Origin of the sequence: Pseudomonas sp. 2024-210, from assembly GCF_045062345.1 — a bacterium.
In the GTDB taxonomy this organism is placed as follows: domain Bacteria; phylum Pseudomonadota; class Gammaproteobacteria; order Pseudomonadales; family Pseudomonadaceae; genus Aquipseudomonas.
The window spans coordinates 119,214-138,536 of sequence record NZ_JBJGEJ010000011.1 but is presented as its reverse complement, the minus strand read 5'-3'; the positions used below and the strand labels follow the sequence as shown (position 1 = coordinate 138,536).

11 protein-coding genes and 1 pseudogene are annotated in these 19,323 nt (G+C 56.1%); all 12 read left to right on the top strand.

Translation table 11 applies throughout. From position 1 onward, the window contains the following. Positions 1 to 20 precede the first annotated feature (20 nt). The 12 genes and pseudogenes from ACI7MX_RS16270 (at position 21) to ACI7MX_RS16215 (ending at position 19,323) form a co-directional block, all read left to right on the top strand. Positions 21 to 878 (top strand): SH3 domain-containing protein, encoded by an 858-nt coding sequence (locus tag ACI7MX_RS16270; protein WP_405590221.1) that lies wholly within the window; start codon positions 21 to 23, stop codon positions 876 to 878. Between the two features lie 8 nt (positions 879 to 886). After that, positions 887 to 2,851 (top strand): hypothetical protein, encoded by a 1,965-nt coding sequence (locus ACI7MX_RS16265; protein WP_405590218.1) that lies wholly within the window; start codon positions 887 to 889, stop codon positions 2,849 to 2,851. After that, on the top strand, positions 2,848 to 4,062 hold the full coding sequence (locus tag ACI7MX_RS16260) for a hypothetical protein (RefSeq protein WP_314485755.1): 1,215 nt from the start codon (positions 2,848 to 2,850) through the stop codon (positions 4,060 to 4,062). Before ACI7MX_RS16265 ends, ACI7MX_RS16260 begins: the two co-directional genes overlap by 4 nt. A gap of 195 nt (positions 4,063 to 4,257) precedes the next feature. Next, on the top strand, positions 4,258 to 6,225 hold the full coding sequence (locus ACI7MX_RS16255; protein ID WP_405590215.1) for an alkyl/aryl-sulfatase: 1,968 nt from the start codon (positions 4,258 to 4,260) through the stop codon (positions 6,223 to 6,225). A gap of 64 nt (positions 6,226 to 6,289) precedes the next feature. Next, positions 6,290 to 7,201: a transporter gene (locus tag ACI7MX_RS16250; protein ID WP_314485751.1), complete on the top strand. Its 912-nt coding sequence runs from the start codon at positions 6,290 to 6,292 to the stop codon at positions 7,199 to 7,201. Between the two features lie 255 nt (positions 7,202 to 7,456). Further along, a pseudogene (locus ACI7MX_RS16245) lies at positions 7,457 to 7,765 on the top strand (dimethyl sulfone monooxygenase SfnG); the annotation flags it as partial. 442 nt (positions 7,766 to 8,207) lie between these two features. Continuing rightward, positions 8,208 to 9,263, top strand: coding sequence for a fatty acid desaturase (locus tag ACI7MX_RS16240; RefSeq protein ID WP_405590212.1), 1,056 nt, complete (start codon positions 8,208 to 8,210; stop codon positions 9,261 to 9,263). Between the two features lie 178 nt (positions 9,264 to 9,441). Continuing rightward, a complete protein-coding gene (locus ACI7MX_RS16235) occupies positions 9,442 to 10,587 on the top strand; it encodes a serine hydrolase domain-containing protein (protein WP_405590209.1) in 1,146 nt (381 codons plus the stop codon). Between the two features lie 822 nt (positions 10,588 to 11,409). Further along, entirely contained in the window at positions 11,410 to 12,342 is a 933-nt protein-coding gene (locus ACI7MX_RS16230) for an NAD-dependent epimerase/dehydratase family protein (protein ID WP_314485745.1), read from the top strand. Between the two features lie 64 nt (positions 12,343 to 12,406). Continuing rightward, positions 12,407 to 15,220 (top strand): bifunctional glycoside hydrolase 114/ polysaccharide deacetylase family protein, encoded by a 2,814-nt coding sequence (locus ACI7MX_RS16225; RefSeq protein WP_405590206.1) that lies wholly within the window; start codon positions 12,407 to 12,409, stop codon positions 15,218 to 15,220. Beyond that, complete coding sequence (locus tag ACI7MX_RS16220) at positions 15,198 to 18,776, top strand: tetratricopeptide repeat protein (protein WP_405590203.1); 3,579 nt, start codon at positions 15,198 to 15,200, stop codon at positions 18,774 to 18,776. Before ACI7MX_RS16225 ends, ACI7MX_RS16220 begins: the two co-directional genes overlap by 23 nt. Positions 18,777 to 18,804: 28 nt before the next feature. Then, positions 18,805 to 19,323, top strand: a complete 519-nt coding sequence (locus ACI7MX_RS16215; protein WP_405590201.1) for a penicillin-binding protein activator LpoB — start codon at positions 18,805 to 18,807, stop codon at positions 19,321 to 19,323.

Sequence of the window (19,323 nt, the reverse complement as noted above, 5' to 3'; positions counted from 1 at the left end):
ACACACAAGGGAGAGTCACCGTGCGTAAAAAGTTCATCGTATCCATGCTCGCTGTAGCGATTGCGACCAGCTCTGGCTGTGCCCAAATGGGCAATATCAACAAGCAGCAATACGGCACCGCCATTGGCGCTGTCGCGGGCGCTGTTGCTGGATCGTTCATCGGCAGTGGCAACGGCAAAATCATTGCGGTGCTGCTGACCACAACCCTCGGTAGTTTGATCGGCAACAAGATCGGCGCCATGCTCGATGAACAAGACAAGCAAGCCTTGGCACTGCGCACTCAACAAGCGTTGAACCAGTCGGCCACGGCGTCTGCACAGCCCGTGAAGTGGACGTCTGCTCACTCGGGTGCGACGGCCGAAATCGTGCAGGGTAAAGAGTTCACGCAGAGCAAAACGGTTGAAGTGAAGCGCGCGCCGAAGATCGCAGCGGTGCCTTCGCTGCAATTGATCAACGAGCCGTACATGACCAAAAGCAGCTCCAACGTGCGCTCGGCTCCTAACAAGAATGCCAGCAAGGTCGGTGGCCTCAAGCCCGGCACCGAGTTCACGGCCGTGGGTTCGACGGGCGACTGGATTCTGGTAGGGCGCAAGGGCGTGACCGTGGGTTACGTGCACAAGGATTTGGTGCAACCGTCCTCGGTAGCTCTGGCCAAAAACATCAAACCGGCGGTCAACCTCGACGACATGAACGTCTCAGCCGACAAAGAAACCAAAGCGTTCGACCTGGACGCTATCCCGTCGCTGCAAACCCAGCAAGTGGTCGCAGAGACCTCGTGCCGCCCGGTGACCGTCAGCCTCAAAGCGGCCAACGGTGATAACGAGCAAGAGAACAACACGTTCTGCAAACAAGCCAACGGCACCTGGGAACTCATTTAAGGACCCCCATGAAGAACCATGCACTCGCTCTCGCAGTGGTGAGTGCTTGCGGCCTTGTGCCTCAAGCGTACTCACATGAATTAGCGTATTCCAAGTCTGAACAGATCCACGTGTTGGTAGAAGGGGACGCGACCAACTGGTGCAAGCCTGAAATCGCCATCACCATGCAACGTCCCGTTTGGGATGATCAGAAACCCTTGAACGGCCTGCTCAGCAAGCTGCCCTTTATCCTTGGGCAAGAATGCCCGAGCGCCAAGGTCAGCTGGAAAGCCGTTGATGCCAAGGGGGCGGTATACGCCACAGGCGTCGGCACGGCGACTCAAATGGGCCTCGCGACTTTGACTGCGGCCCCAGCGGTGGTTGAAGCGCCGGTGGCCGCACCCGTTGCGGCTCAAACGCAAGCGCCAGCATCCGTGGCGGCGCCGGTTGTTGCGCAAGCAGCCGCTCCTGCTGCTGCGCCGGTTGCGGCTCCAGCACCGGCTCAGGTCGCTGCTCCGGTGGTTGCCGAAGTGCCAGCTCCGGTTGTTGCCGCACCTGTTGCACAAGCGCCAGCAGCAGTAGCGCCCCCGGTTGTCGCTCAAGCCCCAGTTCCTGTTGCCGTCCCAGCGCCGACCCCGGCGCCTGTGGTCACGCCGGTCAGCATCGAGCCTGCTGTTGTCGCACCACAAGCGCCCAAAGCGGCAATTGCCGCAGCCCCCACGGCTGATTTCGGCCGCTCGCTGGTTGTGGGCAACAAAAACCTGATGACGATCACTGACGGCGCAGGCTGCAAGTGGCTGCTCAGTAAAACCGCCATGGACTCCAGCGACCCAAGTATCGCGTTCGCCTCGTCACCGGCCATGCCTTGCGCAGCTTCCGGGTACGCCGAAGGTGAGTTCGACAAGGTGCGTTGGTCGATCCCCAACACCTATCGCGGCGACTCCTGGAACCGTGCCTACGCCCACCCAAGCGGCCTGATGTTCGGTCAGTCGACAGCCTCGGTGGTCAAGGGCAAGTCGCTGTCGTACCTGAGCCCCAATGCCGATCAAGCCTTGTTCGAGTTAGGTGAAATCCCGGCCCGCAGCATGAAGGTCTACCTGGCATTTGATCGCTCGCGCTACCGCGTGCTGACACCGTTCAACAGCGACCCGTATTACGTGGCGGTCACCACGAACGAAGCGTTTGCCCTGGACCCGGTTCAGTACAAACAGGCCGTGACCGAGATTTTCCAGCTGATCAAAACCCTCTCGCCGACCACCGCGCGGGTTAACAACCTGTTTATCGCCAAGAACTTGGACACGCTCTACCCAGAGGGTTACAGCTCCAGCGACGACCTGAAAATCGTGCGCACCCGCATGGGTGAAAACCGTGGTGAGTTCTATTTTGATGTACGCGAAGGCACCAATTTCAGCCAGCGCCGTGAAGCGTTGCGCGTGCGCGAAGCCCGTCGTCAGCTTGAGCAACAAGCCCGCTTGCACGCCCGCATTTTGGAGCGCTACGAGCAGCTGAAAAATGGCATGAAGGCGTTTGAAGGTCGCGAGACGGAAGCGCTGGCGCAAATGGCCGGTATCAAAGTGGCGTTCCCGGCACCGATGGTGTTGCTCAACCCGTCGAGCTCAAAATCCGCTGAGCCGATGATGATCCACGTCACCGGCAAACGTGGTGATTTCTATGACATCGACTTCCCGCGCATAGGCCGCGTGCAGGCTGAAACCGATCTGGAAGAGCAGTGGTACGTGCTCTATGCCGCCAACATGACGCCCTACGTGCCGCTGGTGGATGGCCGCGCCGTTCCAACGTATCGCGTGTACTCGGCGGGCATCCCCGAGGCATGTGCACAGGATCACTGCGCCGACCGCGTGTCTTTCGGCGTGGTGCTGGCCAAGGAGTTTCCGAACGCCGGAATCGACTTTAGCTGGACCCCTGACGTGTCCCAGCAGTTTGTGAATGCCTGGCAGCAAGCATCTGCCCAAGTTGAGGCCTCGTCCCTATGAAAGCGCTGAACAAGAAACAAACAATCATCGCCGTGGCCGCCGCCGTCGTGGTGGTCTTCGGGGTGACGGCGTCGATGATGTCGAGCGCCGGTAAAAAGAAAACACTGGGTTACTACGAAGACTTGAAAGAGCAGTTCTTCCTCACGGATGTGCTGAATGAAGGGGATGTTTCCTATTCCATCTTCTCCGGCAACCTCACCGTGGATGAGCCTGAAATTCGTCTGGTCGCGGCGCAAACCAACGGCGCGCAAGGCTTTCTCAAAGGCATGCTGTCATTGCTGGGCGGTGCCAACGGTGCGTCCAATGAAACCGGGCTGTCAGCGTGGTCGCGTTACCTGCTCAACGCCAGCACCGGCGGTGGCAATGCAGGAGGCGTATACCTGAAGGCCGATTCACTGAAAATCAGCCGCTCCGGTGACAGTAAGGATGGTGAAATTCGGGTCCAGCTCAAAGGCCTGGACATGGCCAACCCGTACATCTCCCACGCGGGCTCCGAAGTCGTATTGGTCTCGGAAGTGGCGGATGAAATTCAGCCGCGTGCCGAACTGGACGCCAACGGGCGAGTGGTCAACTCCAACTACTCGTGGGGCAGCAACATCGTGTCGCGTCTGCCTTTTGCAGGGGCGTTCCTGAGCACTGCGACGGGCGATGTCGGGGTCAAGGTTGACCTGGACTTCACCCTTAAACGTTCGGACGACGGTGAGGGCTCGATGAAGTTTGTTGTGGTGCACCGCAATGATGGCAGCGAGACCGGTCGCATCACTCGCACCGCTGAGTTTGCCACCTTGCCGCCTCTCGATGACGTGCAGGAATTGCTCAAAGGTGCGTACAGCGGCTTCATCATGGGCGCCTACAGTACGTCCATGGGGCAGTCGGTGCTGGCTGATGCAGCCGCAAACTTTGCCCGCAAAGCCAAAGTGGCCAACTACTCGTTGACCTACAAAGGTTTCGATCAGTTGGAAGACGGCTTCAAGCAATACCAGAGCGCAACCAAGCGTCAGGACTTCGAAGGTTACTGTGAACAGACAGGGCTTTCGGACTACCAGAACGACTTCGGTGCCAAGGCGAAAAAGCACAACGACTCCGAGTGCGGCATCGCCCAGAAATTGGTCAGCGAAGGCAAGTTCACTGAGGACTACACCTTCAAGGAGGACAAGTCCTTGTTCGCCGGCCTGTTCGTGAGCAAAAGCTACACCCTCGAAACCAACTGATCGTCAACACCTGAAGCCCGGCCTGTCGGGCTTCAGTTCCCCGCTTTTCTACCTCTCCCCGGCGTCTCGTTCGCCTCTGCCATGCGCACTCTAAACATTGCGTCTATGCTCCACCACGCGGTGGATTCCGGCCGCCCGTATTAACGCGTTTAAGCAAAAAGAGTCGTACGAATTCATCTCACAGGAGTGGTCTCGATGAAGTGCAGTTCTCACTGGTTAGTCTTGGCGTTAAGTTTCAACAGCATGCTGGCCTTCGCTGAAGAGGCGCCCAAAGAGGCCCCTAAAGACGCGAGCGAACAAACCCGGCAGGCCAATGCTGCGGTCTATAAAGAGTTACCGTTTGCGGATAAACAAGACTTTGAGGACGCCAAAAAAGGCTTTATCGAAACGCTGGTGCCGATGACCATCAAGGATGCCAAAGGTCAGACAGCGTGGGACTTGACCACCTATGACTTCATCAAAGGCGAAGCGCCGGACACGGTGAACCCCAGCCTGTGGCGCATTGCAGAACTGAACCTGAATAACGGTCTGTTCAAAGTGACCGACAAGGTCTATCAGATTCGTGGTTTCGACCTCTCCAACATGACCATTATCGAATCGGACAATGGGCTGATCGTTATCGACCCGCTGGTTACAGCCGAAGTGGCCAAAGCCGGCCTCGACCTTTACTACAAAAACCGTCCCAAGAAACCCGTGAAGGCGGTGATCTACACCCACAGTCACGCCGACCACTATGGCGGTGTCAAAGGCATCGTCAGCGAAGACGATGTGAAGGCTGGCAAGGTCAAGATCATTGCGCCAGAAGGCTTCCTGGAAGAGGCCGTGAGCGAGAACGTGCTGGCCGGCAACGCCATGAGCCGTCGCACCCTTTATCAGTACGGCGCCTTGCTGCCGCGCAGTGCGCGAGGCCAACTGGATGCGGGACTGGGCAAAACCACCTCAATGGGTACGTTCACGCTCATTCCTCCGACCGACACTATTTCCAAGACCGGCGAGAAACTCACCGTCGATGGTGTTGAGATGGAATTCCAGATGGCGCCGGGCACCGAAGCTCCGTCAGAAATGCTCATCTGGTTCCCGCAATTCAAGATGCTCAACACCGCCGAAGACGCCACCCACACCCTGCATAACCTCTACACCTTGCGTGGCGCCCAGGTACGCAACGCCGCTAACTGGTGGAAAACCCTTAATGAGGCGATCAACACCCACGGCGACCAAGTGGAAGTGGTCATAGCCCAGCACCATTGGCCAATGTGGGGGCAGGAACGCATCGTCAGCTTCCTCGGTGATCAGCGTGACATGTTCAAGTACATCCATGATCAGTCGCTGAACATGGCGAACAAAGGCCTGACCATGAACGAAATTGCCGAGCAACTGCAATTGCCCGACAGCACGGGCAAGCAGTGGCACGACCGGGGTTACTACGGTTCGGTGAACCACAACGCCAAGGCCATTTACCAACGTTACCTGGGCTGGTACGACAGCAACCCGGCGAATTTGCACCCGCTACCGCCGGTTGAAGCGGGCAAGAAGTACGTCGAGTTTATGGGCGGTGCCGATGCGATTATCGCCAAGGCCAAGGAGTCGATTGCTCAAGGGGATTACCGTTGGGCAGCCGAGGTACTCAAGCACGTGGTGTTTGCTGATCCGACCAACCAGACAGCACGCAACCTGCAAGCCGACGCGTTCGAGCAACTGGGCTACCAGACCGAAAACCCGACCTGGCGTAACGAGTATTTGATGGGCGCGTATGAGCTGCGTAACGGCGTGCCAAATGTTCCGGGCATCTCTACCTCCAGCGCCGACATGGTGGCGGCCATGAGCCCTGACCTGATGCTCGATTATCTGGGGGTGCGCCTCAACGGCCCGAAAGCGATCGGCAAACACCTGTTGCTGAACTGGAAGCAACCCGATGGCGAGAACTACGCGATAGAGCTGCGTAACGGCGTGGTGATTTACACCAAAGATAAAGTCGTCGATAAGCCGGATGCTACCCTCACCGTAGACAAAGAAGGGTTTGCGGGGCTGATGATGGGCGGCGCGACCCTGGACAAAGAAATCGAAGCGGGCAAGGCGAAAGTGGAAGGCGACCCGGAAAAAATCAAGGAGCTGCTGGGCTTGCTGGATACCTTCCCGACCATGTTCAACATTGTCACTCCCTGAGACTGACTGAAGCCCCGGCAACCGTTGCCGGGGTTTGCTCATACACGTACTGGGGAGACACACAATGGGCCTTCGCTCGCGCACGTGCAGCGCTACGCTGCTTGGCTTTACCGTAGGTTTGTCATCCGTCGCAGTCCATGCGGACAACGCACGCGACTGGCAAAACCTGCCGACTGACCTGAACATGATTTTTGGTTATTACAACCGGATCGACTCCAACACACCGATAGACACCTCGCTGCCTATCGACGGGTTATCGCTCAAGGGCGACCTTTACCTTTTGCGTTATGCCCGTTCATTTGCGGTTGATGGTCGTAACTCAGCGATACAAATCATCCAGCCCTATGCCGATGTCAGTGCGTCTTTTGATAATGCCCGGTTCTTCGACGGCACCAAACATAACGGTGGAACCGGCGACACTCAGGTCGTCCTGGTGCATAACGTATTCGGTGGGCCTGCGCTGAGCCAAGAGCAATTTGCCAACTGGCAACCGGAAACGTTTCTGACGGGCGCGTTGTGGGTCACGACCCCCACCGGTGATTACGACAAAAACCGGGTCATCAATATCGGCGCGAATCGGTGGGTATTCAAACCCGAGCTGGCATTCGGCACACCCATCGGCCCCACGTGGCTAGAACTCAACGCCTATGTATCGCTGTACGGCGACAACGACGACTATTTGGGCGATAACAAACTGGAACAGAAGGCGCTGTATGCCATTGAAGGCCACTACAGTTACACCTTCAATCGGGCGCTGTGGGCATCGCTGGACACCACCTACAGCACAGGGGGCGAAACCAAAATCAACGGCGCCAATCAAGACAACAAGCAAGAGAACACAGTGGTGGGCGCCAGCCTGGGCTTTATGCTTTCGCCTCAGTTCGGCGGGTTGATTGCCTACTCCGATACGGTGGCTGAGCGCAGCGGTTCGCCGGATGTGAATACCTGGACGCTTCGTATGCAGTACGTGTGGTGAGGGGGGGGAAATAACCCGCCAAGGGGCCACAGTCTGTTGGATGAGCAACAGTTGCTCGGCAGACTGTTTGCCCCGCAACACTTAACGGCTTAAGCATTTACCACCTCATTGATCTTTTAGGAAAACTCGTCTGGCACGTTTACTGCTCCAGTCCTCTTTACCATGACTGAAGCGAGTAAACACATGAGCCAGACCCCCATCAAGTTTGCTTACTGGGTGCCCAACGTCAGCGGCGGTCTTGTGGTCAGCAAGATCGCCTTGAACGGCTTTAGTCGCGAAGTGAAAAGCGCCGGCGCTGCCAGCCCCGAAGGTGAAGGTAACTGGGCCAAGTCGACGTTTGAAGATCTGGTTCAGTACAACGATGGCTTCAAGACCAACCTGATTGGGACCCCCCAGCAAATTGCAGAACGCATCGTTGCGCTCAAAGCGGTAGGGGTTGATCTGGTGCTCAGTGGCTTCCTGCATTGCCAGGAAGAAGTGGAATACTTTGGCCGCAGAGTGTTGCCGCTGGTGCGTGAGTTGGAGCTGCAGGCTGTGGCGGAGCAGCTGACTGTTCAGGTGTAAGGGTGGCACGCAAGGACCATAAGGCGCTGACAGCCCATATCGCCCCTCATGTTATTCACCATGAAGGGGCGATAGCGCATCAATGGCCGCTGATGAGCTTCTGCTTACGGCCGCTCATCGTTATCAGGCGGGCTGAGTAGCGGCTGAGTGTCGAGGGCAGTACGCTCTGTTATCGCGGGGCACATGGGGTGTGTCAGTAAGTGCGAGTTACCCTTGTTATTTTGGGTTGAGGACTGACCATCCGTGATCAAGCTGTGGAAGGGTTAATCGGCCAAAAGCAGACGTTATTACGCCACCACCTACCTTTATTGTTAGACAATTAAACATTATGTATATCCGCTCGTCCGGCCATGCCAATTGAACGGCAAAAAAACTTGCCCGGGAATATATATGTGCTTTTATAGTTCGGCACACCGAGCCATCGCATTCAAAGGATGAAGTGATGAATACCGTCAATAAAGCCCGTACAGTTCCGTTGTCGCAAACAGAGCAAGATTCAATAAGCGCTGTTACTCAGAAAATCACCCAGCACAGTAATGAGCTGCGCCAACGTTATCGCTTGTTAAATTACCAAAATTTAATAGGTGCTAGCGTGATGGCAGTGTCTGTAACGGGCATGATTATTATGGGTGTCCTCTACATTAAAGGATTGATCCCAGGTTGGCTTTGCATTGTGGTTAATGCGTTGCTGACGTCACTTATACATGAACTTGAGCATGATTTAATTCATCGTTTATATTTCAGAAAACAACCCCTCGCGCAAAACCTGATGATGTTGTTGTGCTGGATAACACGGCCGGGTATGCCAAGCCCTTGGTTAAGGCGAGGGTTGCATTTTCATCACCATAAAGAGTCAGGAACAGAGACCGATGTTGAAGCCTGGATTACAACCAGCGGTAGCCCTTGGGGGGCCAAGAGGTTATTAAAGCTTGTTGATGGGTTTATATTTGGCATTGTGAATGCTTTGTGTGCACCCACCTGGCGAGAAAAAATCCGACTGACCCTCAAGGTGCTGCGGTTGAACGCCCCGCTAGGCCTACTGTACTGGGGCTGCTGGTATGTGTTTCTGGGGTATCATTTCTACGAATGGACAAGCTCACTTGTCGGTGTAACCCCTGAGCCTTCCCCGGCAATGTCTATGTTAATGACCGTGGTAAACAGCGCGGTGGTTATTGTCATAGCGCCCAATATAATCCGTCAGTTTTGCCTGTTCTTTGTCAGCTCCAACATTCATTATTACGGCGATGTCATGCCGCGCAATCCTTTGCAGCAAACTCAAGTCATGAATCCATGGTGGTTATGGCCATTTCAGTTGTTTTGCTTCAACTTCGGAAGCACTCATTGCATTCATCATTTTGTGGTTAAAGATCCCTTCTACTTGCGTCAACTGACAGCGCCGTTCGCTCATAAAGTACTGGCAGAAGCCGGCGTGCGCTTTAATGATTTTGGGACGTATAAGCGCTCAAATCGTTACTCGCTGAATTCACAAAAAATCTGAACGGCTACGGTACTTATCTGTTTCGCCGATACCTAGTAAAGAAGTGCGTAGGCAATAAAGCGTTGCCATTCACCTGCTTATTAACGGTATGAGCGTGCCCTTTTATTAATGGCACTTAGGCTGTCATTGCGCGCCTCTCAGGCACGGGTTAAATGTATAAACACATGGAGTGTAAAGCATGGAAGCAAACGGGATATGTGCACCTGAATTCGAAAGTCTAAAGTCAGCTTTCGAAGCTATTTTTAATGATCCGCAGGAGCGAGGGGGAGGCTTGTGCATCAAGGTGGGCGATGAAACCGTTGTGAATCTCTGGGCAGGTTCATCGGACCTTGAGGGTAGTAAGCCTTGGGATGAAGATACGCTCGTCAATACATTTTGTGTGGTCAAACCTTTCGCTGCCGTTGCTGCATTAATGCTGGTCGAGAAAGGAACGTTAGAACTGGATATACCGGTGGCTCATTACTGGCCTGAGTTCGCACAAGGCGGGAAAGACACCATCACCTTGCGTCACGTAATGAGCCATACCTCCGGAATTCCGGCATTGAGACTTCCTGACCGAAATCCTGCGATGTATGACTGGCAGCAGATGACCAATACCCTGGCCGCGGAGCCTGTGTGGTGGCAACCAGGCACCGAACTGGGTTATGGGACCTTGACCTATGGCTGGATAATCGGAGAACTGATTCGGCGCACTGATGGCCGTAACCCCTGCACGTTTATCCATGAAGAAATAACTCAGCCCAATGGCCTGGAGGTTCATCTTGGCGTAAAACAACCCGATTATTACCGGATAGCCCGTTTTTGCGCGGCCAAGGGACGAACAGGCGATCCTTACTCGCAGAATTTAAGAGCGCGAGTCGCGACGGATTCGCACGACATTTCGACACTGGCATTTACCAATCCGGGAATGTCTCCCAAGCGCTCCTCTGACCCAAGGTGGTGGGCCTTTAAACAACCCGGTGCGTGCTCACATAGCACGGCAAATGGTTTAGCCGGCTTTTACAGTGCATTGCTGGCAGGGCGTTTGATCAGCGCAGAGACGCTCAATGAGTTCACCCAAGAGCAAAGCAGTGGCATGGATCGAATCTGGAAACGGCCCATGCGCTACGGTTTGGGTTGCATGCTGGAACAACAGGTCGATCCGCATGCATCACACCGTATGGGGCCCAATGCCTTTGGGCATATAGGGCTGGGCGGTCCAATCGCTTTCGCAGATGCTGATCGCGGTATTAGTTTTAGCTTTGTGACAACCACATCAGGTGCTCACGCCATGATTGATCCCCGCGCACAGAACCTCGCAGCACTCGCCTACGCGGTTGTTTAACCCCTCCCAAGTCCACTGGGTAGCAGGGCTGCCCGTGCCATGCCCCCATAGGTGTCCCCTTAACCGTGGGATGGCCTGAGATCAGGTCGGAAAACGCGGGCAATAAAAAGCCGTAAAGCTTGGGTTTCTCCACGCTTTACGGCTTTTAAGGGTCTTGCTGGGAAGACTAAATATAACCGTCCTGGCATCCCGTCTTGCATAACTAAACCGGTTGCCTGCGACGCGTCAGCTTGGGCGGATTATTGTATGAGTAGGGCTTTAAGCGTCTTGGTGCAAGTGCGTCGTTTTGGCTGCATGGACGATTCGCTTTAAAAGACCAGAAAAGGTGTCCACTTAAAAAGAGTGCGTTCTACGCACTGTCTGGAGCAAGCGTGCGCCCAATGAGAAAGTTCGGTGGTTAATACAGGGCTTCAGAGCGTTGAACTTATTGGGTCATGCCTAACGTGTCGATCAAGTCATCAAAAGTTGCAGGGGGGATGCAAGTACCTAACGTGTTTTACAGCGATAAAAGTGGGTGAGTGAATAACATTTACTGGCGTCAAAAAAGTGACATTTATTTGAAATTAGAACCGTACAGCGGTTATTTAGACAACCTATTGACAGTTTCTCCCCAGTCTCACATGATTTGCGGCGATTTAATGGCCTACCGCCATCAATCTTTTTTTGACATGGCCCGTTTTATCGAGTGTTCGATCTAATTAGTTAGGGCAATACCCGAATCAGAACGATAGGCATTAACCGCTATAAGGCTTAACAACCATTTAACAAAGACACTGCCAGCGGTTTTTTACGACAGTATCCGCTGAACTTCAGGACACACTAATGCTTGATGGACGAATTCTGGTCACTGGCGGTGCGGGTTTTATTGGCTCTCATCTTGTAGATGCATTGTTAGGCAAAGGCTACAAAGTGCGTGTGCTGGATAATATGTCAACCGGTAAGGTTGGCAACTTGCCGGTTAGTAACGCCAATTTGAAGCTGATTGTCGGAGATGTTGCCGACAGCGCGGCTGTCAAAGAGGCCATGCGCGATTGCAGCGCGGTCGTGCACTTGGCGGCGGTGGCCTCCGTACAAGCATCAGTGGATGACCCGGTCGCCACCCATCAAAGCAATTTTGTGGGCACGCTCAACGTGTGCGAACAGATGTTGAACGCCGGGATCAAGCGAATGGTGTTTGCTTCCAGCGCCGCGATTTATGGCAACAATGGTGAAGGCTCGGCCATCGACGAGGACACCCCTAAATCACCGTTGACGCCCTATGCCAGCGACAAGTTGTCCAGCGAGTACTATCTGGATTTCTACCGTCGTGAGCATGGGCTTGAGCCGGTAATCCTGCGTTTTTTCAACATCTTCGGGCCGCGCCAGGATCCTTCCTCCCCGTACTCCGGCGTGATCAGCATCTTCACAGAGCGTGCTATGTCGCAAAAGCCTGTGGTGATTTTCGGCGACGGCGAACAGACCCGTGATTTTGTCTACGTCAAAGACTTGGTCAGTATTCTGGTTCAGGCGGTAGAAACGAGCGACCCGAAACCCGGCGCAGTCAATGTCGGGCTCAGTCGCTCTACCAGCCTCAATGATTTGATCGCTGAACTGGGAGACGCCTTGGGTACCCCTATGGCAGTGACCAATCATGCGGCACGTCAGGGCGACATTCGCCATTCGCGCGCCAACAACACACGCTTGCTAGACCGCTTCACGCTTGCGGCTCCGACCTCGATTGGCGACGGTTTAGCACAGCTTTTGCGCAGTTTGTAACCCCGCCAATTCCACACGATCCGTGTGCAGGCAGTCCTGGTTCGGTTCCTTTCAAGAGTGAGTTATGGAAATTGTTTTTCGCAGGACGCGTCTGCGCTCGGCCGCTAAACGGCTGTTAGCTGCATTGGCGCTGTTTGTCAGCGTTCCGGCCGTTCAGGCTGCATCATTACCCCAACCGGCCAGCGTGGCTTTCTGGTACGCAGATCAACCGCCGATTCCCGAGTTGGCCCAATTCGACTGGTCGGTTGTCGAGCCGGGGCACATGACCCGTGACGACGTCAAAACCCTGCGCACGTTAGGCAGCCAGCCATTCGCTTACTTGTCCGTAGGCGAATTCAGCGGCACCAAAGCTGACATTGAGAAGGCCGGTTTGAACGAGGCCGTCAGCCCCGTGCGTAATGACTCGTGGGACAGCCAAGTCATGGACCTGTCTGCGCCCGCCTGGCGTGAACATTTGTTCGGCGCGGCCAAAGATCTTCAGGCTCAGGGCTATAGCGGCCTGTTCCTCGATACCCTCGACAGCTTTCAGTTGTTGCCCGAAGCCTCGCGAGAGTCACAGCGTGTCGCCCTCGCCAGTTTCCTGCGTGAACTGCACCAGCGCGAACCCAAGCTGAAACTGTTTTTTAACCGCGGTTTTGAAGTGCTGCCTGATCTCGACGGGGTGGCGGCAGCGGTAGCGGTTGAGTCCATTCATGCCGGTTGGGATGCGTCCACCAAGCGCTACCGCCCAGTGTCCGAATCCGATCGTCAATGGCTCGAGACTTACCTTCAACCCTTGCGTGCCAAAGGCATTCCGTTGGTAGCCATTGACTACTTGCCGCCAGAGCGTCGCGAAGAAGCGCGCAAACTGGCCAAGCGTCTGCGTGATGAAGGTTTCATCCCTTACATAGGCACGCCTGACCTGAACTCGATGGGCATCAGCAGCCTTGAAGTTCAACCTCGCCGCATTGCACTGGTTTACGATCCGCGCGAAGGCGATCTGGCGGATAACGCCGGCCACACTTTGCTCGGCGGGTTGCTGGAGTACCTGGGTTATCGCGTCGATTACCTGCCCACCACCAGCAACATGCCTAACTATCAGTTCAGTGGTTTGTACGCCGGTGTCGTGACCTGGATGACCAGCGGCCCGCCACAGGACAGCCCGGCGTTTAACCGCTGGATTGGCCAGCGACTCGACGAACACGTTCCGGTGGTGTTCTTCGCAGGGTTGCCGATTGAAGACACCGCTCTGCTCAAGCGTCTGGGGCTAATACGCGATGTGCCTCCAGGCACTCAAACATTGACCATTACCCATCAGGACAAGACGCTGATCGGTGCGTTTGAAGCACCGGTGATGCCCAGGTCGCGCGACCTGACTGCCGTGTCAGTGCTGCCAAACGGGCCGACGTCCGTCTTATCGCTGACCAACGCCGCAGGGCAGGTTTACACCCCGGTGGTGGTGGGCGAGTGGGGTGGGTTTGCGCTTGCCCCTTATGTCCTTGAAGTCAACAACGAGCGCAGCCGTTGGATTCTTGATCCGTTTGCGTTTCTTCAGGCCAGTTTGCGTCTGCCGGTGCAGCCGCGTCCGGACACCACCACGGAAAACGGCCGTCGCATTGCAACCGTCCATATTGATGGCGACGGTTTTCCGTCCCGTGCCGAGGTGCGTGGCACGCCCTATGCTGGCCGACACACGCTGGAAGATTTCATTAAGCCCAACCCGTTCCTGACCTCGGTGTCGATCGTCGAAGGGGAAATTTCGCCGCGTGGCATGTACCCGTATCTGGCCCGTGAACTGGAGCCAATTGCCCGTGAAATTTTCGCTAACCCGAAAGTTGAAGTCGCGAGCCACACCTTTAGCCATCCGTTTTTCATGCAGCCGGAAAAGGCCAAGAAACGCGAGAATTTCAAACCCGAATACGGCTTGAACATGGCGATACCGGGTTACGACAACATTGATTTTCGCCGGGAGGTCTTTGGCTCCAGAGACTACATCAATGAACACCTGACCACCCCGGAAAAACCGGTGAAGATGATCTTTTGGCCGGGTGACGCCTTGCCATCGGCGGCGACGCTGAAGCTGGCCTACGACGCCGGACTGAAAAACGTCAACGGCGCGGAGACCATGATGACCAAGGCCAATCCGTCGTTGACCGGCCTGAACCCGCTGCTGCGACCTACCGAAGGTGGCTTGCAATACTACGCGCCGATCATAAACGAGAACCTGTACACCAATTTGTGGAAAGGCCCGTACTACGGGTTCCATGAAGTGATCGACACCTTTGAGCTGACGGACAGCCCACGCCGTCTGCGTGGGCTGAACCTCTATTACCACTTTTATTCGAGCACAAAGCAGGCGTCGATCAAGGCGATGCACGACATCTACGGCTTTATGCGCGAGCAGCACCCCATGTCCCTGTGGATGAGCGATTACATCGATCGTCTGCACGGCTTGTACCAGGCCAGTATGGCGCGCACCGCCGATGGTGCGTGGCAAATACGTGGCATGGACGCACTTCGTACCGTGCGTATTGACCCGCAAATGGGCTGGCCGGATCTGTCGCACTCACAAGGCATTGCCGGTGTGCGCGATTTGCCGCAAGGCCGTTATGTGCACTTGAGCAGCGACCGCGCGTTGCTGGTTCTGCGACCCGATCGGGACGACAGACCGGCGCTTGAGGAAGCAAATGTGCCGTTGCTGGAATGGAGTTACCTGGATGATCAGCGTGTGAACTTTTCCTTTGCCGGTCAGTTCGATCTGACCTTCTCGGTACGTTCGGCAAGGCCTTGCCGGGTGGAAGTGGATGGACAGCGTTTTGCCGGCAAGGCATCCGCCGGCCTGTGGACTTTTCAATTACCCATGAAGCAGGTGAGAAATGGTCAGCTCGTCTGTAACTAAAAACAGCCGCCTGCTCAACCCTTGGGCATTGGCGGTAGTGGCGGTGGCGGTAGGCGGCCTGCTCTGGGCGACGTTCCAGCGCGAAGAAACGTTCCATCCCGATGGCCGTGAGCCGGATGCAGTCTCGGCCAACTATGCCGAGTTGTTACTGACAGCTCACCCGGATGACGATCAATTGCGTTTACAGCTGGTCGACCTGCTGATTCGTTTGGGTGAATACGCCAAGGCACGCCAACATGTGGAAGCCTGGCCCAAACCACAGCCGGAAATCCAGGCGTACTACCGGATTGAACTGGACTCATTGGTCGCGGCAAAAAACAACGATCTGATTGTTCAGCAGGCGTTGGTGGAGCGCTTGAACAGTTTCGACTACCGCAAGCTGCCGGTCCCCCTGTTGCAAAAGCTGGCAAAACTGGCGCTGACTTTACAGGCTCCGGCGTTTGCCGCCGGTGTCTACGAAGAGATTGCCGACCGCGACCCCACGTTGCATAACGAGTCACTCGAAGCGGCCGCACACTGGTACATGGCGGGAGAACAACCGGGGCGTGCTGCGCAGATCTATCTACAGCTCAGGCGTGACAGTCAAGAGGCAGCCGAGCGGCGCAAATATGCGCAACTGGCGTTCAATGGCCTGCTGTCTGCGGGGCGAGATAACGATGCTGCCCAAGTGCTGTCCGACGAATTGCCTCTGCTCAACAACCCGCAAACCGATGCGGCGTGGCTGGAACAGGGTGTTGATGTCGCCGTGGCGAGCAAGCATTTCGCTCTGGCGCAGCGCGTGCTCAACCAATGGCGAGTGTTGCAGCCGGACAATCCACGGGTCGCGTTGAAAGATTTCCACATGCGCCTGGCCATTGGCGATCTCGCTGGCGCTTGGGATACCGGTCAGCAGCTAGTGGTTGATCACCCCGACGATCAGGCGCTGCTCGAACAAATGGCTCATCTGGGTGAGTGGCGAGGCAATAATCAGGCGGCACTGGATTACTGGATCCAACTGCTGGCGCTGAAAGAAGACCCGGCGGTTCGCGAACACGCGTGGCGTCTGGCGAGTCAGCAGTTCGACTTTGATCGTTCGATTCCGTTGCTGGGCGACATCATGCACCAGCGAATGCTCACCGATGTCGAGCTTGATGCGCTGATTTACGGTCATGAATCGCGCGGCACGCCCGTCCAGGCCCAAGCGTGGTTGCGTGCCTACCTGCACACATACCCGATGCATCGTCTGGCATGGTCGCGCTTGTTGCAGAGCCTTGAAAATACCGGGCAGTTCGCGGCCAAGGCTGAGGTTTATCAGGATTTTTCGAAACGTTTCAAACTGACCTCCACAGAGCAGGTCGATTGGGCTAACACGTATCTGAAACTGTTTGATAACGAAGCGGCATGGGGTGTGTTGCAAGCGGGCGACGAGCACATCGATGACGCTGAATACTGGCGCGCTCGTGCCTCTCTGGCGTGGGACCTGGAGCGCGATGAAGACTTGCGCGTGTCCCTGGAAAAAATGCTCGCCCTCGACGGCAAGTTGACCAGTGGCGACGAGAGCCAACTCATCACGCTTTATCGCACCCGCGATCCTCAGCGTGCTCTGGCCTTGATGGTTGCCAGTTGGAAGCATGGCAAAAATCCGCAGCGTCTGGTCGAGGCCTTGCAGCAAGCGCAAGCCTTGCAGGACTGGCCACAAGTCGTTGCACTGCTTAAAGATGCCGAGCAGTACCCGAACGCCTATGAACAGTCGCAAGTGCTGGCAATACGCGGCGAGTTGGCCGCCCACGACGGGCAGGGCGAAGAGGCCGAGCGCCTGTATTTATTAGGCTTGGAGCGTTTTCCGGACGAAAACCTGTTCCGCGAGCGTCTGGTCTGGCTTTACGTCGATCAGGCCAATATCGGCAAACTCAAACCGTTGCTCACTCAATGGCGGGCGCGTGCGCGTGAAGACCGTGTTTTATGGTTGCCGTTCGCCAGTGCCAGCCAGATGCTGGGCCTTGAAAGCGAAGCGTTAGCCTGGTACCGGATGTACCTCAAAAGCAGCCCGAACGACTGGCTGGTGCAGGCGGCCTATGCCGATGCACTCGAAAGCGCCGGGTATCGGGACACCGCTCAGCGCCTGCGCTTGAAATTGCTGCGCAACCCCGAGGGTGAAAACATTCAGCCGTCGTCCCAACGTTACGCGACGTGGTTACGTCTGATTGCGAGCAGCTATTCACCCGGCAAAGCGCTGCGGGAAGTGTCGAAGTGGAAGGACGGTTCGCCGGCCATGCTTAATCTGTGGTTTGGACGTTTGCTGGCGAATCTGGACGCAACAAATCAGCAATCGCACAAAGATCAGTGGCTGGAGTGGGCGCGCGGTCAGGGCCTGAAAATCGAGCGCTACGAGCAGATCCAAGAGGCCTTGCGCAGTCGCAATAATCAGCAGATCGAAACCTTGTTGGCCAGCAGTGATCTGAACCCGGCGCAGCGTGCTCAGGCGCTCAGTCGTCTGGGACGTCTGGGTGAGGCGCTCGACCTCAGCTTGTCCGAGCTCGGCGACAATCAGCCAATGGCGGTGCGCGAACAATTGCGGCTTCAGGCAGTGGAGATCCATGAAGCGACACCACAAGGCGCTCAGTTGTCCTGGCATGAACAGGATTACGGCGGCCTCGACTTCAGCGGCCCAAGGGTTCAGATCGCCCATAACGTGGGTGACACGTGGTACGCCAATCTGGACGTGGAGCAAGGCACGTACAGCGGTGACACCATTAAGTCCTCGCGCATTGGCGAAGAGCGTAACGCGGCGCTGACCTTGCAGCGGTTTGTGGAAAACGGCAGCTATAAACTGTTCGCCGACACCAGTCAGCGCAAAGACGATGACCGCAATGGTTTAGGCATTTCCCGCAGTTGGCAATTGACCCCAAGTCATGTCATCGAGCTCGGTTTAGATTGGCACCGCATGAGTGAAGAAAGCGGTCTGATGCGCGCCTTCGGTCAGCACGACGCGGTGTGGGTTGGCGGACGCCATGGCCTGACCCCTCGCGATCAGCTCAGTTGGGAAGTGGCGCAAAAGTCATTTTCAACCCGGGCTGGTGACAATCTCGGCACGGGGCAGGCGCTCAAACTTGAACTCAACCATACCCTGGAATTCGCCGGGCCTAACTGGACCGTGCGCAGCGGTGTCGATTACCAGCACAACACGGTGAAGAACCCCACGCTGGATTATCTGGCCTTTGAAAATGGCGGCGCGGTGACCAACGTCAAGGGGGCGGATGACCCCGTCAAGGTACTCGCCAGCGATCTGCTGCAAAGCCGATACGGCCAGTTGTACGTCGGCAGCTCCTGGCGTCGGGGGATTCCGGGCGCGCTGGTACGCACCAAGCCACAGTACACCTGGCTGGTGGACGTGACGGCGGGCTGGCAATGGTTTGATCAAACATTTAACTACGGCATCAACACCGGGATCGGCTTCGAAGTTCTGGGTGATGACGAACTGGCCCTGACCTTCGGCTACCAATCCGCACCACAAGGTGGGGACGGTAAAGCTGGCGGCACTCTGGGTGTGAGCTACGGCGTGCGTTTTGGACGCTGATCATGGAACGTCTACGGGAGAAATACCGATGCAAGTAATTCGTAATTTGGGCTTGGCCATGGCCGTCCTGTTCGTCGCCGGCTGCGCCAGCTTCACTCATGATGCCAGCCCGAAACTGCCGCGCGATGCGCAGTGGGGCATTGTGCCCATGGTCAACTATTCGCAGACGCCGCAGGCCGGTGAACGCAGCGAGCAGATATTGCTCAGTGTGCTCAGCGAGCACGGCCTGCGCCCTCAGGTTTACCCGGCCAGCACCCAAGGCGAGCAAGCGTTGATGGAGGATAACGAGCGTCTGGCGGTGGCGCTCGATTGGGCCCGACAGCAAAAACTCGATTATGTGGTCGCCGGTAGCGTTGAAGAGTGGCAATACAAGAACGGTCTGGACGGTGAGCCTGCGGTAGGCATCAGCCTGCGTGTGCTCGATGCCCGTACCGGTCAAGTGCTCTGGAGCAAAAGCGGCGCGCGCGCCGGTTGGTCCCGTGAAAGCCTCGCGGGGACTGCTCAAACGGTGCTTAACAAACTTGTTGGCGCCCTTCGATTCGAGTGA